Genomic DNA, 26296 nt, shown 5'->3' with positions numbered 1-26296 from the left:
GCGGGAACGCGCCACAATGTTCAAAGACCTCACGGGCCGCAAGTTTGGGACGATCATGGCCGATCCTCCATGGCAGTTCCAGAACAAGACCGGCAAGGTCGCGCCGGAACACAGGCGCCTGAACCGCTATGCCACCATGACGCTCGACGACATCTGCGCGATGCCGGTCGCCGACCTGGCCGATGACCCTGCGCACCTGTACCTCTGGGTGCCGAACGCGCTCCTGCCGGAGGGGTTGCAGGTGATGGCCGCCTGGGGGTTTCAGTACAAATCGAACATCGTCTGGGAAAAGATCCGCAAGGATCGCGGTCCCGACGGGCGCGGCGTCGGTTTCTATTTCCGCAACGTGACGGAACTGCTGCTGTTCGGCGTTCGTGGCAAGAACGCCCGCACCCTGGCCCCCGGACGCTCGCAGGTGAACTTCATCGAAGGCACCGAACCAGACGGTGATCTGATCAAGACCCGCAAGCGGGAACACTCCCGCAAACCGGACGAGCAATACGAGATCATCGAAAGCTGCTCCTGGGGCCCGTATCTGGAATTGTTCGCGCGTGGCGCCCGCGAGAACTGGACAGTCTGGGGCAACCAGGCCGACGCCTCCTACGAGCCGGACTGGAAGACCTACAAATACAATTCCTCGGTGACCGCCGCCGAATGACAGGGTCCGGGGACATCCGGGATGACGATGTCTCCACCGGGCTCATAGCCGACCCCCGCGCCGGTTGTGTCGAATGCCATTCCTGCCGACATCCTGTCCCGGTTCGAAGTCTTCAGCTACCGAAACGCCGCTTCCATCCTCAAGCTGAGCCACCACCGGCAATTCGACGAAATCTGCTCCGCGTTGCGACGGTTCGCCATCACGACAGACCAGATCCGCACCCCTGGCGGCAGCAAGGGCCCGATCGCCCGATATGTCGATACGTTGTTTCCCGACACCTGGGCCGAGACACGGATCAGCGCAGACCTGAACGTGCGGCTGGTGGCCGCCACAGGTGGCGAAGTGATCACCGAATACACCCGGCACGGCTATCTGGACGGCCACCGGATTGATTTCGTCAATGGCCGTGTTGCGCTGGACCTGGAATGGAACAGCAAGGACCAGACCTACGACCGGGACCTTTATGCCTTCTCTGCGTTTTACGAGGCCGGCGCAATCGACGTCGGCGTGATCATCACGCGAGGTACGTCGCTGGACACCGCGTTCTTCCGTTCGCTCGGCAAAGTGCTGGAAAAGGACGGCAGCCCGGGGCGCGGTGACGTCTACAAGAAGTTCGGAGCATCGACCACCTGGATGGGAAAGCTCTTGTATCGGCTGGATGCCGGCCGGAACGGCGGCTGTCCGGTGCTGGCCATCGGCATCACCCCGGGTTGTGTGTCGGACTGGGCGCCGACCTGAGGCGTCACGCCGGGGGCGGCGGTCGGATCACGTGCGATGCCAAAGGGGCGCCCCCCCAGTTTGTACAAAACGACATTTTTCGCGTACAAGACGTACCTTTTGTACAAATCTCACAGGTCGAAGGTCGCAAAGACCGGGACGTGGTCGGACGGTTTTTCCCAGCCCCGCGCGTCCCTCAGGATGCGGCTGGAATGCGCCGCGCCAGAGATGTCCGGCGTCGCCCAGACGTGGTCCAGCCGGCGGCCCCGGTCGGCCTCGTCCCAGTCGCGCGCGCGGTAGGACCACCAGCTGTAGAGCTTGCCCACCGGCAGATCCTGGCGCGTCACGTCCACCCATTTCCCGGCGTCCTGCGCCGCGCCATAGGCCTCGATCTCGACCGGCGTGTGCGACACGATCTTGAGCATTTTCTTGTGGTCCCAGACGTCGTCCTCACGCGGGGCGATGTTCAGATCGCCCACCAGGATCGCCTTCCCGGGCCGCTCACCGTGGAACCAGTCGCGCATTTCCGTCACGAAATCAAGCTTTTGGCCAAACTTCACGTTGACATCGCGGTCCGGCACATCGCCGCCCGCCGGGACGTAGAAATTGTGGATGGTGACGCCGTTCTCCAGCCGCGCCGCGACGTGGCGCGCCTGCCCGAGGTCGGCAAAGTCACGGTCGCCGGCGTCCTCCAGCGGCAGCTTCGACAGGATGGCGACGCCGTTGTAACCCTTCTCGCCGCGCGCCACCATGTGGCCATAGCCCAGCGCGGCGAACTGTTCGTGCGGGATCTTGTCGACGGGGGACTTGCACTCCTGCAGGCACAGGATGTCCGGCCCCTCGTCACGCAGCAGCCTCTCGACCAGCCCCGCCCGCAAGCGAACCGAATTGATGTTCCAGGTGGCAAGGGTGAAAGGCATGTCTCATCTCCGCTGCGTTGCGCCGGCGACACTGCCAAGCACAGCCGCCCGGTGCAACCGGGTTTCCCCGCCGGGGCCGCCAGGTCAGATGATCTCGTCCTCGTCGAACAGCGGCAGCGCTTCCATTTCCGCCTCGAATCGCCCCACCGCGGCGGCCGCCTTCATCGGCTCCACCGGCTCGGCGATGTGGAACAGGGCGTCGCCCTCGTTGACGATGGGCAGGTCGGACCGGCCGATCAGGATGCCCGTGGCCTCGGCCACCACCTCGGCCTCGCGCACGCCGAAGGGGTCCGACACCACCCCCAGAACCTGCCCCTTCTGGACAAAATCTCCGCGTCTTTTCAATGTCCTGAGCAGTCCGCCCGAGGGCGCGCGCACCCAGGACGACTGCTTGCAGATCACCGACTGACCGCGCGCGCGCGGCACGCCGCGCCCCGAGATCATGCCCAGCTGCGCCATCACCCGCAGGATCCCCGAGACCCCCGCCCGCGCCGCGTGTTCGTCAAAGCGCAGCCCCTCGCCGGCCTCGTAGAGCAGCACGTCGACCCCGGCGCCCTCGGCCACCAGCCGGAGCGACCCGTCGCGCGTCTTGGACATCAGCGTGACCGGCGCGGCAAAGGCATCGCCCAGCGCGCGCAGCCGCGGGTTGCCCGGCGTCAGGCGGATCTGCGGCAGGTTGGTGCGGCCCACGGCCGCGGAATGCAGGTCGATCCCCACCTCGCAGCGCGACACGACCTCGGTCAGGAACAGGTCCGCCAGCCGTGCCGCCAACGATCCCTGGGCCGATCCCGGAAAGCTGCGGTTCAGGTCGCGGCGGTCCGGCAGGTAGCGCGATTTGTTGATGAATCCGAATGAGTTGACGATCGGCACCGCCAGCAGCGTGCCCGACAGCCGCGCCAGCGGGGCGGTGCGCAGCAGGCGGCGCACGATCTCGACGCCGATCACCTCGTCGCCGTGAACCGCAGCCGAGACGAACATCACCGGCCCCGGCCGCCTGCCGTGCACCACGTGGGCCGACAGCGTGACCGGCGTGTGGTCCGATAGCACCGACACCGGCAGGTCGACCGTGCGGCGCGTGCCCGGGTCGATGATTTCCGTGCCGATCTGAAAGGGTTCCCGCATGTTCCCGACTCCTTTGCGCCAAGGAGTAGACCGCCGCGCCGCCGCTGGAAACGGTCATGTCACGCGCGCGACACGTTTTTTTCGGGGCCGCGTGCAAAACGGGCGCCCGCGCGGGGCGCCCATTCTTCGGAACACCGCCGGTGTGTCAGGCCGGCATCGCGGTCGTGCGCAGGTAGGGCAGCACCACGTCCACCTTGCCGAACTTTTCGCGCGCCTGATCGTCGGTCAGCGACAGCGCGACGATCACGTCCTGCCCCACCGTCCAGTTGGCCGGGGTGGCGATCGGCGTCTGCCAGGTGGCCTGCAACGCGTCGAGCGCGCGCAGCACCTCGGCAAAGTTGCGGCCCACCGACATCGGGTAGGTCATCATTAGCTGCACCTTCTTGTCCGGCGAGATGATGAAGACCGACCGGACCGAGGCGCTGTCTGCCGCCGTGCGACCGTCCGGCAGGTAGGCGTCGGCCGGCAGCATGTCGAGCGCCTTGGACACCGCCAGGTCTTCGTCCGCGATGATCGGGAACCGCGCCGGGCAACCCGAGGTTTTTTCGATGTCGCCTTTCCACTGCTTGTGCTCTTCGACGCCGTCGACAGAGATGCCCATCACCTTGGTGCCGCGCTTGTCCCACTCGGCGGCCAGCTGCGCGACCGCGCCGAATTCCGTGGTGCAGACGGGGGTGAAATCCTTGGGGTGCGAAAACAGGATCGCCCAGCTGTCGCCGATCCAGTCGTGCAGCTTGTATTCACCCAGGTCGGTGGTGACGGTGAGGTTTGGAAGCTCGTCGTTGATGCGCAGTGACACTGGTATATTCCTTTTCTGAGTCAGGTATGGATCACCCGTTACAGGGCTTCAGTTATATTCCGAAATCATGATGTAAAGGCCCGCCTTGCGCCTTTCCGGCCGGGGTGACAGAGTGCCGCGAAATACCCGACCGACCAATCGGGAAACTCCTTCGCCGGGGCGGTGCGGGAGCCTTTAACGCGGGAGGACGCGATGATCGACAGACGCGAATTCTACATCAACGGCGCCTGGGTGCAGCCGCTCGAAGGCAGTTCCTACGAGGTGATCGACCCTTCGACCGAAGAGCCCTGCGCGGTGATTTCGCTGGGTGGCCAGGCCGATACCGATGCCGCCGTCGCCGCCGCCAAGGCCGCCTTGCCCGGCTGGATGGCAACCCCGGTAAGCGAACGTATCGCCGCGCTGGAGCGCGTGCTGGAGGCCTACAACGATCGCGCCGAGGACCTGGCCCAGGCCATGTCCATGACCATGGGCGCGCCCATCGACATGGCCCGCCGCGACCAGGTCGGCGCGGGCGGCTGGCACCTGAAGAACTTCATCACCGCGGCCAAGGCCTTTCCCTGGGAAGCACCGCTGGGCGACCATGCCCCGAACGACCGCATCATCCACGAGGCGGTGGGCGTCTGCGCCCTGATCACGCCGTGGAACTGGCCGATGAACCAGATCACGCTGAAGGTCGGCGCGGCGCTGGTGGCGGGCAACACCATGGTGCTGAAGCCCTCCGAGGAAAGCCCGCTGGACGCGATGATCTTTGCCGAGATCATGCACGCCGCCGGCACCCCGGCGGGGGTGTTCAACCTGGTCAACGGCGATGGCGCGGGCGTCGGTTCGCAGCTGTCCCGGCACGTCGACGTGGACATGGTCAGCTTTACCGGCTCGACCCGCGCCGGGCGGCTGATCTCGATCGCCGCCGCCGACACGCTGAAGCGCGTGCACCTGGAACTGGGCGGCAAGGGCGCCAACCTGATCTTTGCCGACGCCGATGAAAAGGCGGTCAAGCGCGGCGTGCTGCACATGATGGAGAACACCGGCCAGTCCTGCAACGCGCCGTCGCGCATGATGGTCGAGGCCTCGGTCTATGACCGCGTGGTCGATGAGGCCGCCGCCATCGCGCAGAAGATCGAGGTGGGTCCGGCCAGCAAGGAAGGCCGCCACATCGGCCCCGTGGTGAACGCCAGCCAGTGGGACAAGATCCAGGGCCTGATCCAGAAGGGCATCGACGAGGGCGCGCGGCTGGTCGCCGGCGGCACCGGGCGGCCGGAGGGCTTCAACAAGGGGTTCTTCGTGCGGCCCACGGTCTTTGCCGACGTGACCAGCGACATGACCATCGCCCGCGAGGAGATCTTTGGCCCCGTCCTGTCGATCATGAAGTTCGAGTCCGAGGACGAGGCGGTGCGCATCGCCAACGACACGCCGTACGGCCTGACCAACTACGTCCAGAGCGCCGACGGCGCGCGGCGCAACCGGCTGGCGCGGCAATTGCGCTCGGGCATGGTGCAGATGAACGGCCAGAGCCGCGGCGCCGGATCGCCCTTTGGCGGCATGAAGATGTCCGGCAATGGCCGCGAGGGCGGGTCCTGGGGCATCCACGACTTTGTCGAGGTCAAGGCGGTGTCCGGCTGGTCGAACGACTGACCGAAGCTGGCTGGGGGGGCTGCCCCCGGCTCTGCGAGCCTCCGCCCGGGAAATTTCCCGACCAAAGATGCGGCGGGCCGGGTCTAGAACGGCGCAGGGGCGCGAAACTTCATGCCCTTGCCGCTTTCGGGGTGGCTGAGGCGCAGTTCCTCGGCGTGCAGCATCATGCGCGGGTACTGCGCAGCGGTGTCCGGCGCGTAGAGCATGTCGCCCAGGATCGGGTGGCCGAGGGCCAGCGTGTGCACGCGCAGCTGGTGGCTGCGGCCGGTGTGCGGGAAGAGGCGGACGCGTGTCTCTGACTCGTCGGCGCTCAGCACCTTCCAGCCGGTCAGCGCGGGTTTGCCCGTCTCGTGGCAGACCATCTGGCGCGGTCGGTTGGGCCAATCGACGATCAGCGGCAGGTCGATCTCGCCTGTCGCCGGTTCGAGGCGGCCGTGCAGCCGGGCGAGGTAGGTCTTTTTCGTCTTGCGGGTCTCGAACTGGTTGCCCAGGTGGCGCTGCGCGTGCGGCGTCAGGGCAAAAACCATCACGCCCGAGGTGTCGCGATCCAGCCGGTGCACCAGCCGGACGGTGGGAAAGGCGCGCTCCAGCCTGCTCAGCAGGCAGTCCTGAAGGTCTTCGCCCTTGCCCGGGACGGACAGCAGACCCTCGGGCTTGTCGACGACCAGCAGGTCGTTGTCTTCGTGCAGGATCGGGATGTCGCCGGTGGGGGGGCTGTAGCTGGACATGCCGTCTGGTGCCAGAGGCCGCGACCGGCCGCAAGCAGAACGCGCCCGGCGCCCGGTTACTTCCCCGGCGCCCCGCCGACCGTGCGGAATGGCCGGTGCGAGGCGCAGTCCTTCAGCACCGCCGAGAAATGCCCCGTGTCCGCCTTGAAGGTGATGGTCACGAGGCCCCAGCCGGGGGGTGCCGGTCCCCGCGACGCCGGCGGCGACTCCGGGGGCCTGCCCGTCACCGTGCCCCAAAGGGCCGCGTCATGCACGGACCCTCTCGGATTTCGGATCGTACAAGGGCTTCAGCGACGCGGTTGCCTGGACCCGCGTGCCGGCGACGTCGATCTCGAAGCTGGAGGCAAGCAGTTGCTCGGCGCTCTCGCCCTTGCACGGCACGTAGCCCAGGCCGATGGCCCCGCCGAGGTGGTGGCCGTAGGCGCCGGAGGACAGGTGGCCGACGATCTGCCCGTCGCGCAGGATCGGCTCGTTGTGGTAGAGCAGCGGGCCGGGGTCCGTCAGCAGGAACTGGACCAGGCGCCGGTCGAGACCGGCCTCGCGCTTGCGCAGCACCGCGTCGCGGCCGATGAAGTCCGGTTTCGACGTCTTGACGGCGAACCCCAGGCCCGCCTCCAGAACGTGATCCTCGCAGGTGATGTCGTGGCCGAAGTGGCGAAACGCCTTTTCGGCGCGGCAGCTGTCCATGGTGTGCATCCCGCACAGCGTCAGCCCGTGGTCCTGACCCGCCTGCCAGAGCGTGTCAAAGACGTGATGCGCCATGTCGGCGCTCACGTAGACCTCCCACCCCAGTTCGCCGACGTAGGACACGCGGTGCACGCGCGCCTCGCCCATGCCGATCTCGATCCGCTGGGCGGTGCCGAAGGGGTTGGCGTCGTTCGAGAAATCATCCGGTGAGACCGCCGTCATCAGCTCGCGGGCGCGCGGCCCCATGACGGCCAGCACGCCCTCACCCGCGGTCACATCGGTAATCACCACGTTCCGCTCGCCCACATGGCGGCGCAGCCAGGTCTCATCGGCGCGGCGGGTCGCGGCGGGGGTGACGACAAGGTAGGCGGTGTCGGACAGGCGGGTGACGGTGACGTCGGCCTCGATCCCGCCCCTGGCGTTCAGGAACTGCGTGTAGGCGATGCGGCCGACCGGCACCGAGAGGTCCGCGCCGCAGACGTGGTTGAGAAACGCCTCGGCATCGCGCCCCTCGACCCGCAGCTTGCCGAAGGAGGACATGTCGTACATGCCGACGCCGGTGCGCAGCGCCATGTGCTCGGCGCGCTGGTTGTCGAACCAGTTCTGCCGACCCCAGCTGTAGCGATATTCGCGCTCTTGCCCCTCGCGGGCGTACCAGTTGGCGCGCTCCCAGCCGGAAAGCTCGCCAAAGACCGCGCCGCGTTCGGCCAGCCGGTCATGGAAGGGCGAGCGGCGGACGCCGCGCGCGGTGGCCTTTTGCCGGTAGGGGTAGTGGTCGGCATAGAGCAGGCCCAGGGTTTCCGAGACGCGCGAGGCCAGGTAGCTGCGGTTGGTCTGGAAGCCCTGCGCGCGGGCGATGTCCACGTCGCCCAGATCAAACGGCTTGTCGCCGTCGTGCATCCACTGCGCCAGCGCCATGCCCGCGCCGCCCGCCGACTGGATGCCGATGGAGTTGAAGCCGGCCGCGACCCAGACATTCTCGCGCCCCGGGCAGAGGCCCATGTAATAGGCGTTGTCGGGGGTAAAGCTTTCCGGTCCGTTGAAGAAGGTGTGGATGCCGGCCTGCCCCAGCATCGGCATCCGGTTGACCGCCTTTTCCAGGATCGGCTCGAAGTGGTCGAAATCCTCGGGCAGCTGGTCGAACTCGAAGTCCTTCGGGATGCCGTTCAGCGCCCAGGGCTTGGCCCCCGGCTCGAAGGCGCCCAGCATCAGCTTGCCCGCATCCTCCTTGTAGTAGGCGCATTCATCCGGCACGCGCAGCACCGGAAGCGCGGTCAGCCCGGCGATCGGCTCGGACACGATGTAGAAGTGTTCGCAGGCTTGCAGGGGCACATCGGTGCCCAACATCTGCCCCACCTCGCGGCCCCACATGCCGCCGCAGTTGACCACGTGGTCGGCCTCGATGCTGCCCGATGTGCCGTCCTCGGCCTGCCAGTGGACGTGGCTGATGCGGTTGCCCTGCGTGGTGACATGGGTGGCCCTGGTGCGCTCGGCAACGGTGGCGCCGCGCATCCGGGCGCCCTTGGCCATGGCCAGCGCGATGTTGGCCGGATCGCCCTGCCCGTCCTTGGGCAGGTAGACGCCGCCGACCACGTCCTCGGTGTTCAGGTGGGGGTACTTGGCCTTGATCTCGGCCACGTCGATCTCGTCGATCTCGACCCCGAAGGCGCGGGCCATGGCGGCGGAGCGGCGCAGCTCCTCGTGCCGTTCGGCGTGGAGCGCCACGGTGATTGAGCCGACCCGTTTGAAGCCGGTGGCCACCCCGGTCTCACCCTCGAGGCTGCCGTAGAGCTCCTGGCTGTATTTCGCGAGGCGGGTCATGTTGGCGGTGGCGCGCAGCTGGGCGATCAGGCCGGCGGCGTGCCAGGTGGTGCCCGAGGTCAGCTGCTTGCGCTCCAGCAGGACGACATCGGTCCAGCCGAGTTTCGTGAGGTGGTAGGCGACGGAACAGCCGACGACGCCGCCGCCGATGATGACGACGCGGGCCTTAGCGGGAAGGGGCATGGACGGATCTCCGATGGGTTTCGGACGCTGCCGCGTCCGATCCGCGCGCCCTGCGGGCGCGGTTTGGGGTATTTGGACAGAGAAGAAGCATCAGGCGGGTTCCTGCCGCGGCGCGCCGAGGTCGGCGGTGATCTCGTGGCCGGTTTCGCGCAGGCGGCGGGCAATCTCGGCGATGTGGGCCGGGCCCGTCTCGCAGCAGCCACCGACGATGGTGGCGCCCCTGGCGACCCAGTCCATGACGTGACCGGCGTAGATGTCCGGCCCCATGTCACGGCGCGCGCTGAGGGCGTCGACCGTGGGGCTGTCGGCGAGGAATTCCTTGGTGATCCGGGTGAAACCGTTGGCATAGGCCCCATATGGCAGTCCGCCTGTGGCAAAGATGTCCAGCGCGGCAGGCATCGCCTCGGGGGCGGAGCAATTGGCCAGCAGGGCGGCGGCGCCGTCGCGGGCGATCGGCAGCGCGTCGGCCACGGATTCGCCGGAGCGCAATTTCGTGCCGTCCTCGTCGTCGAGAGTCAGCGCCAGCCAGACCGGGAGGCCGGCGGTCAGCACGCCGTCCAGCGCGGCGCGGGCATGGGCCAGCGACGCTACGGTTTCGCAGATCAGCAGGTCTGTGCCGGGGGCAAGCAGGCGCGCGACCTCGGCGTAGAGCGGCATGGCCTCGGCATGGGGCGGGTGGATGTCGGGGCGGTAGGAGGCGGCCAGCGGGCCGATGCTGCCGGCGATCTTGCCGCTGCCATGGGCGGCGCGGGCGGCGGCGGCCTCGGCCAGGGCTGCGGCGTGCAGCGCCTCGAAGCGGTCTGCGATCCCGGCCCGAACCAGGCGGTCGCGGTGGATCGCGTAGGTGTTCGTCGTGGCGATGGTGGCGCCCGCGGCGAAATAGTCGGCGTGGACCTTTTGCACCAGGCCCGGGTGGTCGATCATGACCTGAGTGGACCAGAGCGGCGTGGGCCGGTCGCCGGCGCGGCGGACCAGTTCCTGGCCCATGCCGCCGTCGAGAAGGGTGATGCGTGTCACAGGGTGACCTCCTTTGCCAGATCGCGGCTGCCCAGCAGGATCGCGGCGCCGATCATCAGACCGCCCGACACCTGGTACAGCCGTCGCCCCGTGAGGCGCAGCGGCCCCGCCAGGAGGCGGGTTGCGGCATAGCCCCAAAGGACAAGGATTGCCCCGTCCACCACCAGGTAGGTCCCGCCCAGCAGCACGAGCTGCGGAACCACGGCGCTGGACGGGTCGATGAATTGCGGGAAAAGCGCGCCGAAAAAGACCACCGCGTAGGGGTTGGAGGCCGAGGTGACCAGCCCCTGCCGGAACAGCACCTGACGGCGCGCCAGGGGCGCCGGGCCGGGGCTGTCGGCGGTGGGGGCCCGCAGGATCAGGCCAAGCCCGATCCAGGCCAGGTAGGCCACGCCCAGCCATTTCACCCAGACCAGCGCGCTGGCCGACGCGGCGACAACCGCGACCAGGCCAAAGGCCGCCGCCGTCATCTGCACCACGTTGGCGCTCAGGTCGCCGGCCACGGTCCACAGGCTGCGCCGCAGGCCGTGACGCAGGCTGTTGGACATGACCAGTAGCTGGCTGGTGTCCGGCGGCGTAGCGAAAAACGCCGCCAGCGCCACCAGGTAGACCAGGTAGCTTTCGGGCGTCACGCCTTCAGTCTTTCGTTCCGCGGGTCCCACAGCGGCGCGTCCGGCTGCACCGTGGCGCGGCGGCGCTCACCGAAGATGTCGACGCTCAGCTCGGTTCCCGGTTCGGCCAGGTCGGCGCGGACCATGCCCAGCGCGACAGAGGCGTTCACCCGGTGGCCCCAGGCGCCCGAGGTGGTCTCACCCACGATGCTGTCACCATGCCAGAGGGTGGACATGTAGGGCGCATCGGCGGTGCCCGCGTCGACGACCAGGGTGACAAAGCGCTTCTTCGGGCCCTGCTGCGCTTCGGCGGCCAGCGCCGCCTTGCCGGGGAAGTCCTGCGGCTTGTCCAGCTTGACAAAGCGGTCGAGACCCGCCTCCAGCATCGTGTAATCGGTCGACAAGTCGCCCTTCCACGCGCGATAGCCCTTTTCGATGCGCAGGCTGTTGAGGGCGAACATGCCGAAGGGTTTCAGCCCGTGCGGCACGCCCGCCTGCATCACCAGGTCGAACACCTGCGCGGTATCGGCCACCTTGGAATGGATCTCCCAGCCCAATTCGCCGGCAAAGGAGACCCGCACCAGCTGTACCCAGATGCCGCCCAGCTGCGCCGACTGGTGGGTCAGCCAGGGCTGGGTGAGGTCGGCATTGGTGAGGCTGGCGAGGATCTCGCGCGATTTCGGGCCGGACAGGATTTGGCAGGAGAACTCTTTGGTGACATCCGTCAGGCTGAACGTCGCGCCCTCGGGCATGTGCCCGGTCAGCCAGTCGCGGTCATGCCACTGCGCCACGGCCGCCGTGATGAGAAAGAAATCGTCCTCACCCAGTCGCATGGCCGACATCTCGGTGACGATGCGGCCACGATCATCGGCGAAATACAGCAGGCCGATGCGCCCCACCTTGGGGATGCCGCCGGTGCAGAGGCCGCGCAGGAACTCCGCCGCGCCATCGCCCTTCAGGCGGAACCGCGAGAACCCCGGCAGGTCGAGGATGCCGGCGGCGTCGCGCAGCGCCTGACATTCCTCGCGCACGCGCGCCTCCCAGGGGCCGTTGCGCTCCCAGGTCTGGGTCGCCTCCTCGGAGGTGTCGTCGCCGGGCTGCGCGTACCAGTTGGCGCGCTCCCAGCCGTTGTAGGCCCCCATGACGCCGCCCAGCGCCAGCACCCTGTCATGCACCGGCGACAGTTTGCGGTCGCGCCCGGCGGGCCAGGAATGATGCGGGAAATGCATGGCGTATTCGTGGCCGTAGGTCTCGATCGCCTTGTCGACGCAGTACTGCGGGTCGGTGTAGTCGGTGTAGCGGCGCGGATCGACCGCCCACATGTCCCATTCGGTCTGTCCCTCGGTCACCCATTCGGCCAGCACCTTGCCCGCGCCGCCCGCCTGGGTGATGCCGAAGGTAAAGACGCAGGCCTCATAGGCATTCGGCACACCGGGCATCGGGCCGATCAGCGGCAGGCCGTCCGGGGCATAGGGGATCGGGCCGTTGATGTTGCGGCCCACGCCGCCCTCGCCCAGCAGCGGCACGCGGGCCATGGCGTCCTCGATGTACCACTCCAGCCGGTCCAGGTCGTCCGGGTACAGCTGAAAGCTGAAGTCCTCCGGCATCGGATCGTCGGGCGTGACCCAATGCGCCTTGCAGTTGCGCTCGTAGGGGCCAAGGTTGAGGCCGAATTTCTCCTGCCGCAGGTAATAGCTGCTGTCGACGTCGCGCAAGAGCGGCAGCTTGCCGTTGTCCTGCGACCATTCCTTCAGCGCGGGGATCTCCTCGGTCAGGAAATACTGGTGCGACATGACCGCCATCGGCACGGTGCGGCCGCCGTAGGGCTTGAACCACTCGCCGACGCGCTGGGCATAGTAGCCGGCGGCGTTGACCACCTTTTCGCAGCGGATGTCGCCCTTGGCGGTGTGGACGATCCATTCGCCCTTGTCCCGGCTGACGCCGGTAACGGCGCAGAACCGTTCGATCCGCGCCCCGGCCATGCGCGCGCCCTTGGCCAGCGCCTGGGTCAGCTGCGCCGGGTCGATGTCGCCGTCGTCCGGGTCGTAGAGTGCGCCGGCCAGGTCATGCGTCTCGAGAAAGGGATAGCGCGATTTGAGGTCCGAGACCTGCATCATCTCCAGGTCCATGCCCTGATAACGGCCCATCGACCGCGCGCGCTCGAACTCCATCACCCGCTCGCGCGTGTGGCCCAGCCGGATCGACCCGGTGACATGGTAGTTCATCGGGTAGTCGACCTCGTCCGCCAGCTTGCGGTACAGCAACAGCGAATAGCGCTGCAGGTTCATCACCGCCCAGGAGGTCGAGAACGAAGGGCAGTTGCCCGCGGCGTGCCAGGTCGACCCGGCCGTCAGCTCGTTCTTTTCCAGGACAACGACGTCCCAGCCCGCCCTGGCGATGTGGTAGGCGCAGGAGACGCCCACCGCGCCCCCGCCGATGATGACCACGCGGGCCTGTGTCGGAAATTCGGACATGGCTGCCCTCCCCTTCAGTCGAATTGCGCAATGCCGTCGGCGATGACGTAGTAGTCACCCCGCTCGGCCGTGAAGATGTGTTTTTCCAGCGTCAGCCCGGTCGGCGCGTCCAGCGCCCCCAGGGCAAAGCTGATCGTGTCCCCGGCTTGCGCGCGCCAGAACAGGACGCTACCGCAGACCGGGCAGAAGCCGCGCTGCGCCTTGTCCGAACTGTCGAACCAGCGCACCGGCCCGACGATCTCCAGCGCCCGCCGCGGCACCGTGGCCGAGGCCCAAAGGTGCCCCGACTGGCGGCGGCATTGCGAACAATGGCAGACACTCGCCCCCTTCGGCGCAGCCCCGGTGGCAAAGCTGATGGCGCCGCACAGACACTGGCCCCGGATCATGGGTCGCTCCCGACGTGGCAGGACTCGCCTGCGGTTTCTTCTTGGCTCAAATACTCCCGCCGGAGGCGTCCGACGGCGCGGCACAGGTGACGGCCGGGCATCAGTAGACCGGCGGCGCGATCACCCAGATCGCAACCGCCGCCTCGTCGTGCGGGTTGGCCCAGCGGAACGGCTCGCCGCGGATGCGAAAGCTGTCGCCGGGGGTGATGGCAAAGCGTGCCTCGGCGATGGTGATCTCCAGCCGCCCGGACACGAGGTATCCCAGTTCCTGCGTCGGCCGGCTGACCGTCTCACCGATCTCGGAATGCGGCTCGAAGGTGCAATGCACCATCTCGAAATCGTCGGTCAGGTCGGGTGAGAGCAGTTCCTCGACCAGTCCGGGGATGCGGCGGCCGATCGGGCGGCGGGTGGCGTGCCGGACGATGCGCCCGGCCTCGGGCCCCTCACCCGCGTGACGCGCCAGCATCGAGACCGAGACATCCAGCGCCGAGGCCAGGTGGCGCAGGTCGGTGATCGAGGGGGCAGACAGGTCACGCTCGGCCTGGCTCAGCCAGCCGACGGAGCGGCCCAGCCGGTCGGCCAGCTGCTGCAAGGTCAGCCCACGCGCACGGCGCAGCGCACGAAGATCAGCGCCGAGCGTCTTGGGCAAGGGTCCTGGGTGCGACATGGCCGAATCGTGAAATTTCCTGACTGAATTTCACGCTGACACGAGGAAATGAAAATTCCAAGGGAATTTTCACCGCCCATGAGTCAAGCCGCGCACATCGGCACGGGCCGCGCCGAGACCGCCGTCACATCCGCTGGATGGCGATGGCAGTCCCCTCGCCACCGCCGATGCAGATTGCCGCCACGCCGCGCTTCAATCCGCGCTTTTCCAACGCGTTCAGCAGGGTGACGATGATCCGCGCGCCCGAGGCGCCGATCGGATGGCCAAGCGCGCAGGCGCCCCCGTTGACGTTCACGATGTCGCGCGGCAGGCCCATCTCCTTCATGAAGGCCATGGGCACCACGGCAAAGGCCTCGTTGACCTCCCACAGGTCGACGTCGTTCTTGCGCCAGCCGATCCGTTCCAGCAGCTTGCGCGCGGCCGGGACCGGCGCGGTGGGAAAATCCTTGGGCGCCTGCGCGTGGCTGGCGTGGCCCAGCACCCGCGCCCGCGGCACCGCACCCAAGGTGATGGCGGCATCGAAAGTGGACAGGACCAGCGCCGCCGCCCCGTCCGAGATCGACGAGGAATTGGCCGCCGTCACCGTGCCGTCCTTGCGGAATGCCGGCTTCAGCATCGGGATCTTTTCCGGGCGCGCCTTGCCGGGCTGTTCGTCGCGGGTGATCAGCTCCTCGCCGGTGCGGGCGTGCAGCCGGACCGGCGTGATCTCGTTGTCAAAGGCGCCGTTGCGCTCCGCCTCCAGCGCGTTGTCCAGTGAGGCCAGCGCGTATTGGTCCTGCGCCTCGCGGGTGAACTGGAACGCCGCGGCGCAATCCTCGGCGAAGGTGCCCATCAGGCGGCTCTTGTCATAGGCGTCTTCCAGCCCGTCGAGGAACATGTGGTCGACCACCTGCTGGTGGCCGATTCGCGCCCCGCCGCGCATCTTGGGCAGCATGTAGGGCGCCTGGGTCATCGACTCCATGCCGCCGGCGACGATGGTCGTGGCCTCGCCCAGCGCCAGCCGGTCCCAGGCCATCATCGCCGCCTTCATCCCCGATCCGCACATCTTGTTGATGGTGGTGGCCGGCACGTCCTGGCCCAGCCCGGCGGCAAAGCCCGCCTGCCGCGCCGGCGCCTGGCCCTGCCCCGCTGGCAGCACACAGCCCATCAGCAGCTCATCGACCTGCGGGCGCCCCGCCTGCGACAGCGCTGTGCGGATCGCCTCGCCGCCCAGCACGCTGGCCGGGCAATCGGCAAAGACGCCCTGGAACCCGCCCATGGGCGTGCGCGCCGCCCCCGTGATCACGACCTTTTCCATGGCTGCTCCTTCCCCTGTGTCGGGACATGCATACCGAATGGTAAGGATTGGCGTCTAGGGTCCATCCCATTCGAGAGCAAGAGGCCCGCATGCAACTGACCACCCATATGCAGAGCAACGTCGAGATCATCACCGTCGATGCCAGCCGGATCGACGCCGCGGTCGCCATCCAGTTCAAGGACCGCATGCGCGAGGTCCTGGGCGGGGAGCGGCCGCGCTACGTGCTGGACCTGCACAAGGTCGACTTCATCGATTCCAGCGGGCTGGGCGCCATCGTCGCCGCGATGAAGCTGATGCCCAAGGGGGGCAAGCTGGAGCTTGCCGGCCTGACGCCCGCGGTGGACAAGGTGTTCCGGATGACCCGGATGGATTCGATCTTTGCGATTCACCAATCCGCCGAGTCCGCGGCCGCCACCAGCGCCTGACCAGCGAGGGAGCAGACCCGATGCGAGCCGAGCGGCTGGACGACGGCACCTTCCTGGTGGCCTGCGAAATTGACAGCACGCAGGAAGACGTGAGCGCCACGCTGGTCGGAATCCGCGACCTGCTGGCCGACGAGGCCGTTCTGCCACCGCCGGAATGCAGCTGGGAACTGGTCGTCGCCGAAGTCCTCAACAACATCGTCGAACACGCCTACCAGGACCGTGCGGGCGGCGAAATCCGCCTGCGGCTGAAGTTCCAGCCGGACCGGTTGACGGTCAGCTTCACCGATTTCGGCCTGCCGATGCCGGATGGGACGCTGCCGGACGGTGAGCGCGCCTCGCTGGACGTCGCGCAGGAAGACCTGCCCGAAGGCGGCTTTGGCTGGTTCCTGATCCGGTCGCTGTCGGAACGGCTGGAGTACCGCCACGACGGGGCGAGCAACCAACTCACCCTGACGCTCCCGCTGCACGGCGCCTGCGGGGGCTGACCTCCGCCAGTCGGCGCAGGAGGCGATACCGCCTTCGCCCGGCCCCCTGGCCCGCCGCCCTGGCGCGCCGATGCGCGCCACCCGCCAGCCCTCCAGAAATTGCCCCGCCACAGTTTTGGCCGCCCGCCTGCCTTGTCGGCCGCACATCCGCCGTCTCCAAAGGCCCGGCCTCGTGCCGCGCCCGGGTCCTCTGCGCGACGCCGATCTTCGCGCCGTCAGCGCCGCCAAGACCGTGGCCGGACCTCAAATCGCCCCGGCAGGAACAAATTGCTGCCCGGATTCGCGGGCATCCTTGAACCTGTAGCTGCATATGGCTTCCCTCGGCGCCGCGCGATTTCAGCCCCCACCCAGCGCGCGGCGTCGAGGACCTTACCCCCCAAAATATCGCCAACCGACCCCGCGCGCCCCCGCGCCCGGCCCGAGTCGGCATGCGCCGGTCCGGCGCGGGGGCACATGCCACGAGATCACCGCCTCAGCTTCACATTTCCGCCCGGATTCGCGGGCATCCTTGGACCTGTAGCTGCATATGGCTTCCCTCGGCGCCGCGTGAATTCAGCCCCCACCCAGAGCGCGGCGTCGAGGACTTATCCCCCCAAACATCGCCAACTGATCCTGTGCCGCGTCTGCGGCGGCTTGTGCCGTCCAGCACGGCGGCGCGTGCCACGAGATCTCCGCCTCGGCTTCACATTTCCGCCCGCAGTCGCGGGCATCCTTGGACCTGTAGCTGCATATGGCTTCCCTCGGCGCCGCGCGACTTCAGCCCCCACCCAGAGCGCGGCGTCGAGGACTTGTCCCCCCACATTCCCGCCCGATTCGGGCCGATTGACCTCGGCCCGCCGCGGTTTATGCTCCGGCGCACGCAAAGAGGGAGCAGCGGAACCGATGCGCGATTTTCACAAACCCGGTCGGTCGGCCGTGCTGACGCTGAACGGCATGTGCGCCACGTCGCATCCGCTGGCCGCGCAGGCCGCCGTCGACATCCTGCGGCACGGCGGCAACGCGATGGACGCCGCGATCGCGGGTGCGGTGATCTTGGGCCTGGCCGAACCGGCGATGACCGGGCTGGGCGGTGACCTCTTTGCGCTGGTCTCCCCCGCCGGCGGCGACGAGGTGATCGCCGTCAACGGCTCGGGCCGCGCACCCAGCGCCGCCAGTGCCGCCGCGCTGCGGGCCGAGGGCCATGACACCATCCCCCGCAAGAGCGCCCACGCGGTGACCGTGCCCGGCGCGGTCGATGCCTTCTGCACGATGTCGGAACGTTGGGGCCGGCTGGGCCTTGCCGACAGCCTGGACCCGGCGATCCGCTACATGGACGAAGGAATTCCCGTCGCCCCACGCGTGGCCTTCGACTGGGCCGGACACGCGGACGAATTGCAAGGCGACGCAGCGCGGCGGCACTTCCTGGTCGATGGCGCCATCCCGAGGACCGGTGACATATTTCGCCAGCCCGGCCAGGCCGAGGTTCTGCGGCGCATCGCACAGCAGGGCCGCGATGCGTTTTACACCGGCGAGGTCGCCGAGGACATCTGCGCCGCCCTCACCGCGATGGGCGGCCTGCACACCCCCGACGATTTCGCCGCCACCGCCACGACGATCGGCACGCCGATCGCTGGCAGTTACAAGGGGCGCGATCTGCTGGAGCATCCGCCGAACGGCCAGGGGGTGACGGCGCACCTCCTGCTCAACATCCTGTCGCATTTCGACCTGGCCGCCATGGAGCCCTTCGGCGCCGACCGCGCGCATGTCGAGGCCGAGGCCGCCAAGCTGGCCTACGACGCGCGCAACCGTTTTCTTGCCGATGTCGATCACATGACGCGGCTGGACCACCTGCAAAGCCCCGAGACCGCCGCGCGTCTCGCCGCGCTGATCGATCCGAAACGGGCGATGGCCGCGCCTGCGAAGCTGTCCGAGGAGGTCCACCGCGAAACGATCTACATCACCGTGGTCGACCGCGACCGCATGGTTGTGTCGCTGATCTACTCGATCTTCAACGACTTCGGCTCGGGTATCGCCTCGGACAGGTTCGGCATCCTGCTGCAGAACCGCGGCGCCGGCTTCAACCTCATCGAGGGTCACCCCAACGAACTGGCGGGCGGCAAGCGCCCGATGCACACGATCATCCCGGCGATCCTGACCGAGCGCGGCCGCGTGACCATGCCCTTCGGCGTGATGGGCGGGCAGTACCAGCCCAACGGCCACGCGCGGGTGCTGACCAACATGGTGGATTTCGGGATGGATCCGCAGGCCGCGCTGGACGCGCCGCGCAGCTTTGCAGAGGCCGGCAAGCTGAAGCTGGAACGCGGCTATGCCGAGCAGGTCTTTGCCGACCTCGCCGAACGCGGGCATGACATTGTCGTGCCGGAAACGCCGATCGGCGGCGCACAGGCGATCCTGATCCACGAGAACGGCGTGCTGGAAGGCGCGTCCGATCCGCGCAAGGACGGCTGCGCGATCGGCTACTGACGGGGCGCGACCTCAGGCGCCGCGCGGGGAAGGCGCTTCGAAGCGCCTTCAAGCGCTTTCGAAAGCGCTTGAAAGCCCTTTGCATAGGGCTTTCTCCCAGTCCGAACGTCAGTAGGAATACTGCGCGTAGATCCTTGTCAGGTCGCCGTTCCAGTCGCCGTGGTAGTGTTCCAGCAGTTCGTCCGCGGGCGTCTTGCCCGACTCGACGCTTTCCTTGAGCGCGTTCAGGAAATGCGTCTCGTCCGGCACCAGCCCCCCCGCACCCGGGCGCGCGCGCGCCCGCAGCCCGGCATCGGCGATCTCGACCACCTGCCGCGCGAGGTCATGCATGTCGATGCCGTTGACCCGGGCCTGAAGACCCTCGCGCGTGGCCGCCAGGCGCAGCGCCTCGCGGGTCTCGGCGTCCCAATCCTTGGCCAGGTCCCAGGCCGCGTCCAGCGCGCCCTGGTCGTACATCAGCCCGACCCAGAGCCCCGGCAGGGCGCAGAGCCGCCGCCACGGCCCGCCGTCCGCGCCGCGCATCTCGATGTATTTCTTCACCCGGGCATCGGGAAAGGCGGTGGTCAGGTGATCCGCCCAGTCCGACAGCGTCGGGATCTCGCCCGGCAGCGCGGGCAGCTTGCCCGCCATGAAATCGCGGAACGACATGCCCAGCGCGTCTATGTAGCGGCCGTCGCGGTAGACAAAGTACATCGGCACATCCAGCGCGTACTGCACCCAGCGCTCGAACCCGAACCCTTCTTCAAAGACGAAGGGCAGCATCCCGGTGCGCGAGGCGTCCAGCGTTTCCCAGATCTGCATCCGCTTGGATTTCACGCCCGCCGGCTTGCCCTCGAAGAACGGCGAATTGGCGAACAGCGCGGTGGCCACGGGCGACAGCGCCAGCGCCACGCGCAGCTTCTGCACCATGTCCGCCTCGGAGGCATAATCCAGGTTCACCTGCACGGTGCAGGTCCGCCGCATCATCTGCTTGCCCGTGGTGCCCACCTTGTCCATGTAGGCGTCCATCAGCTTGTACCGGCCCTTGGGCATCAGCGGCATCTGGTCGTGCGTCCAGATCGGCGCGGCCCCCAGCCCGATAAAGCCGACACCGATCTCGTCGGCGATGTCCTTCACCTCGCGCAGGTGTTCGTTCACCTCGTCGCAGGTCTGGTGGATGGTCTCCAGCGGCGCGCCCGACAGTTCCAGCGCCCCGCCCGGTTCCAGCGACACGTTGGCGCCGTCCTTGGTCAGGCCGATGATGTGCCCGCGCTCGGACACCTCCTGCCAGCCGTGGCGGTCGCGCAGCCCCTCCAGCACCGCGCGGATCGAACGCGGTCCGTCGTAGGGCAGCGGGTTGAGCGTATCCTTGCAGTAACCGAACTTCTCGTGCTCGGTGCCGATGCGCCAGTCGTCCTTGGGCTTGCAGCCCGAGGCGATGTATTCGGCCAGTTGCTCGTGGGATTCAATCGGCCCGCCGCCGGATTGGGGAATGGACATGTGGTTCTCCGGGTCTGGTCGCCGCCTTGGCCTACCCTGTTGTCGCCATTCGCGCAGACTGTCAATGCAACCGAAGGATGGCCTTGCGCACAGCCTCGGCGCGCCAGATGACAACCGGCCCGCGCGTCCGCTCTTCCATCCGGCGCAGCATGTGCTCGGTGCGCAGCCCGGGCAGCGTGGCAAAGGCGTCGAACAGATGGTCCGCTCCGGCCGCCGTCAGGGGAATCGCCAGCACCTTGCGCTCGGGGGACAGCAGCAGCCAGCAGGGCGGATCGGAGGCGGTATCGAGGCTGAGCGCCTGAAGCGTGTCCAGGTCGACGACCCCGCCCGACAGCGGGCCGAAATAGCTGATGCGCCGTTCGACCACCTGCACCACGCCGGGGCCGTCCTCGGCGCTGCGAAAGCGGCCGCGCTGGAGGCCCGTCACGGTAAGGGCAACCCCCAGCGCCAACACGCCGTAACCGATCCAGTGCAACAGCCCGCCGCCGGTGAAGAAGGCCCAGTAGAGACCCAGCAGGACAACCGCCAGACCGGCCAGCGCCTCCTGCCAGCGTTTCAGGATGGCGATGACCTCGGGGCGGATCATCGCCAGTCCCCCAGCATGGATTGCCACAGCGTCAGCGCCGCCACGGCGGCGGTGTCGGCGCGCAGGATGCGCGGACCCAGCGCGACCGGATGGGCAAAGGGCAGCGCGTGCAGGCGGCTGCGCTCCGCCTCGGAAAACCCGCCCTCGGGGCCGATCAGGATGGCCCAGGGGCCGGGGATATCCGGCAGGGGGACGGGCTGACCGGCGCGGCCTTCGTCGCAGAACATCAAGTGGCGGCCGTCGGGCCAGTCCGCCAGCAGCCGGTCCAGCCGGGCCAGTTCCGCCACCTCGGGGACATAGGTCGCGCCGCATTGCTCGGCCGCCTCCACCGCGTGGGCCTGCAAGCGGTCCTGGCGGATGCGCTCGGAGTTGGTGAACTCGGTCGATACCGGCAGGATGCGCCGCGCGCCCATCTCGACCGCCTTCTCGACGATGAAATCGGTGCGCGCCTTCTTGATCGGTGCAAACAGCAGCCAGAGGTCCGGCGGCAGGACCAGAGGCGCGGTTTGCTCCACACAAGCCAGCATGCCGCCGCGCTTGCCCGCCTCATCGACACGCGCGCGCCATTCGCCGTCGCGCCCGTTGAACAGCGCCACCTCGGCCCCCTCGGTCAGCCGCATCACGCCGAACAGGTAATGCGCCTGCTCCCGCGACAGGGTCACCTGTTGTTCAGGTCCCAGCGGCTGCTCTACAAGGAGACGGATCTTCGGTGTCATGAGGGGGACCATATGACCGGCACGCATCAGAGACCAGAGGCCGCGGGACAGGTCTCGGACGCCGTGCGCGGCAACTGGGTGGACCGCTGGGCGCCGGCCCGGTCGCGGCCCTACCTCCGGCTCAGCCGGGCGGACCGGCCGATCGGCACCTGGCTTTTGCTGCTGCCCTGCTGGTGGGGCCTGCTGCTGTCGATGCTGAACGACGGGCAGGCGCGCTGGTCCGACCTGTGGATCTTTGCAGGCTGCGGCATCGGCGCGGTGCTGATGCGCGGCGCGGGTTGTACCTGGAACGACATCACCGACCGCGACATTGACGGTTCGGTCGCGCGCACGGCCTCGCGGCCGATCCCCTCGGGGCAGGTCACGGCGAAACAGGCGCTGGCCTGGGCGGTGGTGCAGTGCCTGGTGGCCTTCTGCATCCTCGTCACCTTTCCGCCCGCCGCCATCGCGCTCGGCGTGCTGGCGCTGCTGCCCGTCGCCGTCTACCCCTTTGCCAAACGGTTCACCTGGTGGCCGCAGGTCTTCCTGGGGATCGCCTTCAACTGGGGCGCGCTGCTGGCCTGGACGGCGCATTCCGGGCGGCTCGAATGGCCGGCGGTGGTGCTGTACCTGTCGGGCATGGCCTGGACGCTGTTCTACGACACGATCTATGCCCACCAGGACAAGGAGGACGACGCGCTGATCGGCGTGAAATCCACCGCCCGCCTGTTCGGCTTGGACACGCCGAAATGGCTGTCGCGGTTCCTGGTGGCCTCGGTCGCGCTGATGGGCCTCGCCATCGTGCTTGCCGCGCCCGAAGGCGCCCCGCTGGCGCTGATCCTGATGATCGCCGGTCCCTGGGCGATGGGCTGGCACATGGTCTGGCAGATGCGGCGGCTGAAACTGGACGACAACACCCGACTGCTCGAACTGTTCCGCTCCAACCGCGACGCCGGCCTGCTGCCCGTGCTGTTTTTCGCCGTCGCCCTGATCGTCTGATTGCGCAGCCTGCCCCGCTTGCGTATCAGGTCTGGAAGTTAACAGGAAACCCCGGCGCCATGCGTATCTCCTCGCTTATCGTCACCGGCGGCACCTTTGCGGCGGCAGGCGCACTGTGTCTCGTGACCGCCTATTTCTCCGCCCAGGTCGTCGAGAGCGCCTCCAAGACCGCCGTGCTGGCCGAACTGGACGCCGACAGCCTGACCTGGGCCGAGGTCGACACCAACGGATTGCAGGTCTTCCTGTTCGGCACCGCCCCGGACGAAGCCGCCCGGTTCAAGGCGCTCAGCGCCGCCGGCCGCGTCGTCGATGCCAGCCGGGTGCTCGACCAGATGCTGGTCGAGGAACCCGACGCCATCGCCCCGCCGCATTTCTCGGTCGAGATCCTGCGCAACGACGCGGGGATCTCGGTGATCGGGCTGGTGCCCGCCGCGACCGACCGCGCCGCCCTGATCGAAGGGTTCCGCGGCATCGCCGGCGCGGACGAGGTGTCCGACCTGCTGGAGGCGGCGGATTTCCCGCCGCCCGAAGGCTGGGACTCGGCCCTGCGCTACGCCGGCACCGCGCTGCGCGACCTGCCCCGCTCCAAGGTCTCGGTCGAGGCCGGGCTGGTCACCATCAAGGCGATGACCGACAGCGCCGAGGCGCGCGCGCGGCTGGAAACCGCGCTGATCCGGCGCAAGCCCGAGGACCTGCGCCTCGCGCTCGACATCTCGGCGCCGCGGCCGGTGATCACGCCTTTCACGCTGCGCTTCATCCTCGACCAGGACGGCGCGCGCCTGGACACCTGTTCGGCCGATACCGAGGCGTCGCGCGACCGCATCCTGCGCGCCGCGACCAACGCCGGGCTTCAGGGCAAGGCGGTGTGCCGCCTGGGCCTGGGGGTGCCGTCGCGGCGCTGGGCCGACGCGGTCGAGATCGCCATCGCCAAGCTGGCCGAGCTGGGCGGCGGCACGCTGACCTTTTCCAACGCGGACATCCTGCTGGTTGCGCCCGAAGGCACCAACCCGGCCAAGTTCGACCGCATCGTCGGCGAGCTGGACGTCGCCCTGCCCGAGGTCTTTTCGCTGACCGCCGAACTGCCCAAGCCGCCCGAGGCCAAGCCCGAAGGCACCCCCGAATTCATCGCCACGCTCAGCCCCGAAGGCGGCGTGCAGCTGCGCGGCCAGCTGGCGTCCGAACTGGCGCGGACCACTGCCGACAGCTATGCCAAGGCGCGCTTTGGCTCGGACGCGGTCTATACCGCGGCGCGGATCGTCGAAGGGCTGCCGCAGGACTGGAGCGTGCGCACGCTGGCCGGGCTGGAGGCGCTGTCGATGCTGGCGCATGGCGCCGTCACCGTGACGCCGGACACCATCACCGTCACCGGCAAGACCGGCAATATTGAAGCCTCGTCGCTGATCGCCACGCTGCTGCTGGAAAAGCTGGGCGAACGCGCGAGTTTCGACGTGGACGTCACCTATGTCGAGGCGCTGGACCCGATCGCCGGCCTGCCCACGCCCGAGGAATGCGAGGCCAAGATCGTCGAGATCATCGGCACCCGCAAGATCCTGTTCGAACCCGGCTCGGCCCGGCTCGACCGTTCGGCCGAAAAGATCCTCGACGACCTGGCCGACATGCTGAAGCAATGCGGCGAGATTCCCATGGAAATCGGCGGCCACACCGACAGCCAGGGCCGCGAGGCCATGAACGAGGAACTCAGCCGCGACCGCGCCCAGGCGGTGCTGGACGCGCTGCGGGTGCGGCGGGTGCCGACCGGATCCTATACCGCCAAGGGCTATGGCGAGGCGCAGCCGATCGCCGACAACGGCACCGAGGACGGCCGCGAGGCGAATCGGCGGATCGAATTCAAGCTCTTGCGCCCGGTGCCGGAAGAAGGCCAAGAAGGCACGGGGCCGGTCGATGCGGTCCCGGGGACAGGTCCCGCGGCAACGGCAGACCCGGATGCGGCCCAGCCGGGGGTGACCCTGCCCGAGGGCGCCGATCGGATCCGGCCCAAGGCGCGGCCGGGCTCGATCGGACCAGATCAGGACGGGGCGGACCCGGCAACAAATGATCCGGCGGGCGATGCGTCCCCGGACGAAGGGGACAGGGGATGAACAGAACGGAATTCGTCGTCACGACCGCGATCATCCTGTTCGTGGCCTTCGGGCTGGGCTGGTTCGCGCACTGGCTGGTGCACCGATTTCGCCGGGTCAGCCAGGCCGACGTCGACCAGCTGGAAAAGATGAGCCAGGAGCTGCACGAGGCCGAGGAAACCCGCGACCAGGCGATCACCTACCTGCAGCAGCGCGAGGCCGAGCTGACCAACCAGCTGGCCCAGACCGAGGCCGAGCTGGCCGCCGCCATGGACGGGCTGCGCGAGGCCCGCGCCGAGGCCGAGGAATACCGCAGCTACGCCGAGCGCGCCGGCGGTCACTGACGGCTGGGTTGGGGCGCAGGGCTTTCCAGCCGCCCCGCGATGTGGGATGAGCGGGGCAGTGACCGCTGACAGGACCTGCCCCATGACCCAGATCATCAACAGCCTTTCCGAGATCTCCGACCGCTACGAGGCGCTTTTCGTCGATCTCTGGGGCTGCGTGCACAACGGCGTTGCCGCCATCCCTTCGGCGGTGGAGGCCTTGCAGAGCTACCGGCAGCGCGGCGGGGCGGTGATCCTGGTGACCAACGCGCCCCGCTCGCGCCACGAGGTGGCCAAGCAGCTGGACCGTTTCGGCGTGCCGCAGGACGCCTGGGACGACATCGCCACTTCGGGCGACAGCGCGCGCGCGGCGATGTTCCGCGGCGCGGTGGGCAGCAAGGTCTGGTTCATGGGCCAGGACTACGATCTGACCTTCTTCGACCCGCTGAAGCTGATCGAGAACCCGGTCGCCATTCAGCGGGTGCCTCTGGAAGAGGCCGAGGGCATCGTCTGCTGCGGCCCCTTCGACCCGCACGCCGACCCTTCGGTGAACCGCCCGCAGTTCCTGCTGGCCAAGACGAAGGGGCTGAAGCTGCTCTGCGCCAACCCCGACATCGTGGTGGACCGCGGCGAGCGGCGCGAATGGTGCGCCGGCGCGCTGGCGCAGCTCTACACCGAGATGGGCGGCGAAAGCCTGTATTTCGGCAAGCCGCACCCGCCGATCTACGACCTTGCCCGCGCGCGCCTGTCCAAGCTGCGCAAGGGGGTGCCGGACGCCGGCATCCTGGCGATCGGCGACGGCGCGCATACCGACATCGACGGCGCCATGGGCGAGGACATCGATTCCCTGTTCATCAGCGGCGGACTGGCCCGCGCCGAGACCAAAACGACGCACCAGCCCGAGCCGGCGGCGCTGGAGGCCTATATCCAAAGGGAAATGATCAACCCCAGCTTTACCATCGGCACCCTGCGCTAGACAGATTCTCCTTGATTTTGCTGCGGCCGCAAAGTAATAAAATTACCGAAAGCGCGGGCTGGCTGCGC

The 26296-nt window shown here is 68.2% G+C and carries 24 protein-coding genes; 10 read left to right on the top strand and 14 right to left on the bottom strand.

The features are described 5' to 3' along the window. Positions 1-55 precede the first annotated feature (55 nt). Positions 56-658, top strand: a complete 603-nt coding sequence (locus MAA8898_RS07680) for an MT-A70 family methyltransferase (protein ID WP_245853280.1) — start codon at positions 56-58, stop codon at positions 656-658. Positions 659-724: 66 nt separating this feature from the next. Further along, positions 725-1396: a BglII/BstYI family type II restriction endonuclease gene (locus tag MAA8898_RS07675; protein WP_094020393.1), complete on the top strand. Its 672-nt coding sequence runs from the start codon at positions 725-727 to the stop codon at positions 1394-1396. 110 nt (positions 1397-1506) lie between these two features. Here MAA8898_RS07675 and MAA8898_RS07670 read toward each other — a convergent pair whose 3' ends face one another. The 3 genes from MAA8898_RS07670 to MAA8898_RS07660 all read right to left on the bottom strand — a co-directional run bounded on the left by MAA8898_RS07670 (position 1507) and on the right by MAA8898_RS07660 (position 4216). Then, positions 1507-2295, bottom strand: a complete 789-nt coding sequence (locus MAA8898_RS07670; RefSeq protein ID WP_094020392.1) for an exodeoxyribonuclease III — start codon at positions 2293-2295, stop codon at positions 1507-1509. A gap of 84 nt (positions 2296-2379) precedes the next feature. Then, positions 2380-3417 (bottom strand): succinylglutamate desuccinylase/aspartoacylase family protein, encoded by a 1038-nt coding sequence (locus tag MAA8898_RS07665; RefSeq protein WP_094020391.1) that lies wholly within the window; start codon positions 3415-3417, stop codon positions 2380-2382. A 145-nt stretch (positions 3418-3562) separates the two neighbouring features. Then, on the bottom strand, positions 3563-4216 hold the full coding sequence (locus tag MAA8898_RS07660) for a peroxiredoxin (RefSeq protein WP_094020390.1): 654 nt from the start codon (positions 4214-4216) through the stop codon (positions 3563-3565). A 192-nt stretch (positions 4217-4408) separates the two neighbouring features. Here MAA8898_RS07660 and MAA8898_RS07655 point away from each other — a divergent pair, with 192 nt between their 5' ends. Beyond that, positions 4409-5848 (top strand): aldehyde dehydrogenase family protein, encoded by a 1440-nt coding sequence (locus MAA8898_RS07655; RefSeq protein WP_094020389.1) that lies wholly within the window; start codon positions 4409-4411, stop codon positions 5846-5848. Between the two features lie 83 nt (positions 5849-5931). Here MAA8898_RS07655 and MAA8898_RS07650 read toward each other — a convergent pair whose 3' ends face one another. The 8 genes from MAA8898_RS07650 to MAA8898_RS07615 all read right to left on the bottom strand — a co-directional run bounded on the left by MAA8898_RS07650 (position 5932) and on the right by MAA8898_RS07615 (position 15719). Continuing rightward, complete coding sequence (locus MAA8898_RS07650; protein ID WP_094020388.1) at positions 5932-6576, bottom strand: RluA family pseudouridine synthase; 645 nt, start codon at positions 6574-6576, stop codon at positions 5932-5934. A gap of 246 nt (positions 6577-6822) precedes the next feature. Beyond that, positions 6823-9267 (bottom strand): GcvT family protein, encoded by a 2445-nt coding sequence (locus MAA8898_RS07645; RefSeq protein WP_094020387.1) that lies wholly within the window; start codon positions 9265-9267, stop codon positions 6823-6825. 90 nt (positions 9268-9357) lie between these two features. Beyond that, positions 9358-10284, bottom strand: coding sequence for a homocysteine S-methyltransferase family protein (locus tag MAA8898_RS07640; RefSeq protein WP_094020386.1), 927 nt, complete (start codon positions 10282-10284; stop codon positions 9358-9360). Then, a complete protein-coding gene (locus MAA8898_RS07635) occupies positions 10281-10916 on the bottom strand; it encodes a LysE family translocator (protein WP_094020385.1) in 636 nt (211 codons plus the stop codon). The genes MAA8898_RS07640 and MAA8898_RS07635 overlap by 4 nt, the downstream gene beginning before the upstream one ends. Further along, positions 10913-13369, bottom strand: coding sequence for a GcvT family protein (locus MAA8898_RS07630; protein ID WP_094020384.1), 2457 nt, complete (start codon positions 13367-13369; stop codon positions 10913-10915). The genes MAA8898_RS07635 and MAA8898_RS07630 overlap by 4 nt, the downstream gene beginning before the upstream one ends. Positions 13370-13383: 14 nt before the next feature. Then, entirely contained in the window at positions 13384-13755 is a 372-nt protein-coding gene (locus MAA8898_RS07625; protein ID WP_094020383.1) for a GFA family protein, read from the bottom strand. A 100-nt stretch (positions 13756-13855) separates the two neighbouring features. Continuing rightward, positions 13856-14422, bottom strand: a complete 567-nt coding sequence (locus MAA8898_RS07620; RefSeq protein WP_094020382.1) for a helix-turn-helix domain-containing protein — start codon at positions 14420-14422, stop codon at positions 13856-13858. 124 nt (positions 14423-14546) lie between these two features. Further along, positions 14547-15719 (bottom strand): acetyl-CoA C-acyltransferase, encoded by a 1173-nt coding sequence (locus MAA8898_RS07615; RefSeq protein ID WP_094020381.1) that lies wholly within the window; start codon positions 15717-15719, stop codon positions 14547-14549. 89 nt (positions 15720-15808) lie between these two features. Between MAA8898_RS07615 and MAA8898_RS07610 the strand changes: the two genes are divergently transcribed. The 3 genes from MAA8898_RS07610 to MAA8898_RS07600 all read left to right on the top strand — a co-directional run bounded on the left by MAA8898_RS07610 (position 15809) and on the right by MAA8898_RS07600 (position 19092). Next, complete coding sequence (locus MAA8898_RS07610; protein WP_094020380.1) at positions 15809-16144, top strand: STAS domain-containing protein; 336 nt, start codon at positions 15809-15811, stop codon at positions 16142-16144. 20 nt (positions 16145-16164) lie between these two features. Then, complete coding sequence (locus MAA8898_RS07605; protein ID WP_094020379.1) at positions 16165-16629, top strand: ATP-binding protein; 465 nt, start codon at positions 16165-16167, stop codon at positions 16627-16629. A gap of 882 nt (positions 16630-17511) precedes the next feature. After that, the gene (locus MAA8898_RS07600) at positions 17512-19092 is read left to right on the top strand and encodes a gamma-glutamyltransferase family protein (RefSeq protein ID WP_094020378.1); all 1581 of its coding nucleotides are present in this window, start codon (positions 17512-17514) and stop codon (positions 19090-19092) included. A gap of 108 nt (positions 19093-19200) precedes the next feature. On the opposite strand, the gene MAA8898_RS07595 is transcribed toward MAA8898_RS07600, so the two are convergent. From MAA8898_RS07595 to MAA8898_RS07585, 3 genes are all read right to left on the bottom strand, one after another. Beyond that, entirely contained in the window at positions 19201-20571 is a 1371-nt protein-coding gene (locus MAA8898_RS07595; protein ID WP_094020377.1) for a glutamate--cysteine ligase, read from the bottom strand. Between the two features lie 61 nt (positions 20572-20632). Next, on the bottom strand, positions 20633-21157 hold the full coding sequence (locus MAA8898_RS07590) for a hypothetical protein (RefSeq protein ID WP_094020376.1): 525 nt from the start codon (positions 21155-21157) through the stop codon (positions 20633-20635). After that, positions 21154-21873, bottom strand: a complete 720-nt coding sequence (locus MAA8898_RS07585; protein WP_094020459.1) for a 16S rRNA (uracil(1498)-N(3))-methyltransferase — start codon at positions 21871-21873, stop codon at positions 21154-21156. Before MAA8898_RS07585 ends, MAA8898_RS07590 begins: the two co-directional genes overlap by 4 nt. A 12-nt stretch (positions 21874-21885) precedes the next feature. Here MAA8898_RS07585 and ubiA point away from each other — a divergent pair, with 12 nt between their 5' ends. The 4 genes from ubiA (at position 21886) to MAA8898_RS07565 (ending at position 26228) form a co-directional block, all read left to right on the top strand. Further along, positions 21886-22851 (top strand): 4-hydroxybenzoate octaprenyltransferase, encoded by a 966-nt coding sequence (gene ubiA, locus MAA8898_RS07580; protein ID WP_094020375.1) that lies wholly within the window; start codon positions 21886-21888, stop codon positions 22849-22851. A 59-nt stretch (positions 22852-22910) separates the two neighbouring features. Next, positions 22911-24950, top strand: a complete 2040-nt coding sequence (locus MAA8898_RS07575; RefSeq protein WP_094020374.1) for an OmpA family protein — start codon at positions 22911-22913, stop codon at positions 24948-24950. Continuing rightward, positions 24947-25273 (top strand): hypothetical protein, encoded by a 327-nt coding sequence (locus tag MAA8898_RS07570; RefSeq protein WP_094020373.1) that lies wholly within the window; start codon positions 24947-24949, stop codon positions 25271-25273. Before MAA8898_RS07575 ends, MAA8898_RS07570 begins: the two co-directional genes overlap by 4 nt. A gap of 82 nt (positions 25274-25355) precedes the next feature. Next, positions 25356-26228 (top strand): TIGR01459 family HAD-type hydrolase, encoded by an 873-nt coding sequence (locus MAA8898_RS07565; protein WP_094020372.1) that lies wholly within the window; start codon positions 25356-25358, stop codon positions 26226-26228. Positions 26229-26296 lie beyond the last annotated feature (68 nt).

The sequence above is a fragment of the Antarctobacter aquimaris genome (genome assembly GCF_900184945.1).
GTDB lineage: Bacteria > Pseudomonadota > Alphaproteobacteria > Rhodobacterales > Rhodobacteraceae > Maliponia > Maliponia aquimaris.
The sequence above is the reverse complement of the archived record's forward strand: the minus strand, read 5'-3'. Positions and strand labels throughout refer to the sequence as shown.

Excerpts from the sequence above, each read along its gene's own strand:
- MAA8898_RS07680 (WP_245853280.1), top strand. The coding sequence starts at position 56 with ATGGCCGATCCTCCATGGCAGTTCCAGAACAAGACCGGCAAGGTCGCG.
- MAA8898_RS07670 (WP_094020392.1), bottom strand. The coding sequence starts at position 2,295 with ATGCCTTTCACCCTTGCCACCTGGAACATCAATTCGGTTCGCTTGCGG.
- MAA8898_RS07665 (WP_094020391.1), bottom strand. The coding sequence starts at position 3,417 with ATGCGGGAACCCTTTCAGATCGGCACGGAAATCATCGACCCGGGCACG.
- MAA8898_RS07655 (WP_094020389.1), top strand. The coding sequence starts at position 4,409 with ATGATCGACAGACGCGAATTCTACATCAACGGCGCCTGGGTGCAGCCG.
- MAA8898_RS07650 (WP_094020388.1), bottom strand. The coding sequence starts at position 6,576 with ATGTCCAGCTACAGCCCCCCCACCGGCGACATCCCGATCCTGCACGAA.
- MAA8898_RS07645 (WP_094020387.1), bottom strand. The coding sequence starts at position 9,267 with ATGCCCCTTCCCGCTAAGGCCCGCGTCGTCATCATCGGCGGCGGCGTC.
- MAA8898_RS07630 (WP_094020384.1), bottom strand. The coding sequence starts at position 13,369 with ATGTCCGAATTTCCGACACAGGCCCGCGTGGTCATCATCGGCGGGGGC.
- MAA8898_RS07625 (WP_094020383.1), bottom strand. The coding sequence starts at position 13,755 with ATGATCCGGGGCCAGTGTCTGTGCGGCGCCATCAGCTTTGCCACCGGG.
- MAA8898_RS07620 (WP_094020382.1), bottom strand. The coding sequence starts at position 14,422 with ATGTCGCACCCAGGACCCTTGCCCAAGACGCTCGGCGCTGATCTTCGT.
- MAA8898_RS07615 (WP_094020381.1), bottom strand. The coding sequence starts at position 15,719 with ATGGAAAAGGTCGTGATCACGGGGGCGGCGCGCACGCCCATGGGCGGG.
- MAA8898_RS07610 (WP_094020380.1), top strand. The coding sequence starts at position 15,809 with ATGCAACTGACCACCCATATGCAGAGCAACGTCGAGATCATCACCGTC.
- MAA8898_RS07605 (WP_094020379.1), top strand. The coding sequence starts at position 16,165 with ATGCGAGCCGAGCGGCTGGACGACGGCACCTTCCTGGTGGCCTGCGAA.
- MAA8898_RS07600 (WP_094020378.1), top strand. The coding sequence starts at position 17,512 with ATGCGCGATTTTCACAAACCCGGTCGGTCGGCCGTGCTGACGCTGAAC.
- MAA8898_RS07595 (WP_094020377.1), bottom strand. The coding sequence starts at position 20,571 with ATGTCCATTCCCCAATCCGGCGGCGGGCCGATTGAATCCCACGAGCAA.
- MAA8898_RS07590 (WP_094020376.1), bottom strand. The coding sequence starts at position 21,157 with ATGATCCGCCCCGAGGTCATCGCCATCCTGAAACGCTGGCAGGAGGCG.
- MAA8898_RS07585 (WP_094020459.1), bottom strand. The coding sequence starts at position 21,873 with ATGACACCGAAGATCCGTCTCCTTGTAGAGCAGCCGCTGGGACCTGAA.
- ubiA (WP_094020375.1), top strand. The coding sequence starts at position 21,886 with ATGACCGGCACGCATCAGAGACCAGAGGCCGCGGGACAGGTCTCGGAC.
- MAA8898_RS07575 (WP_094020374.1), top strand. The coding sequence starts at position 22,911 with ATGCGTATCTCCTCGCTTATCGTCACCGGCGGCACCTTTGCGGCGGCA.
- MAA8898_RS07570 (WP_094020373.1), top strand. The coding sequence starts at position 24,947 with ATGAACAGAACGGAATTCGTCGTCACGACCGCGATCATCCTGTTCGTG.
- MAA8898_RS07565 (WP_094020372.1), top strand. The coding sequence starts at position 25,356 with ATGACCCAGATCATCAACAGCCTTTCCGAGATCTCCGACCGCTACGAG.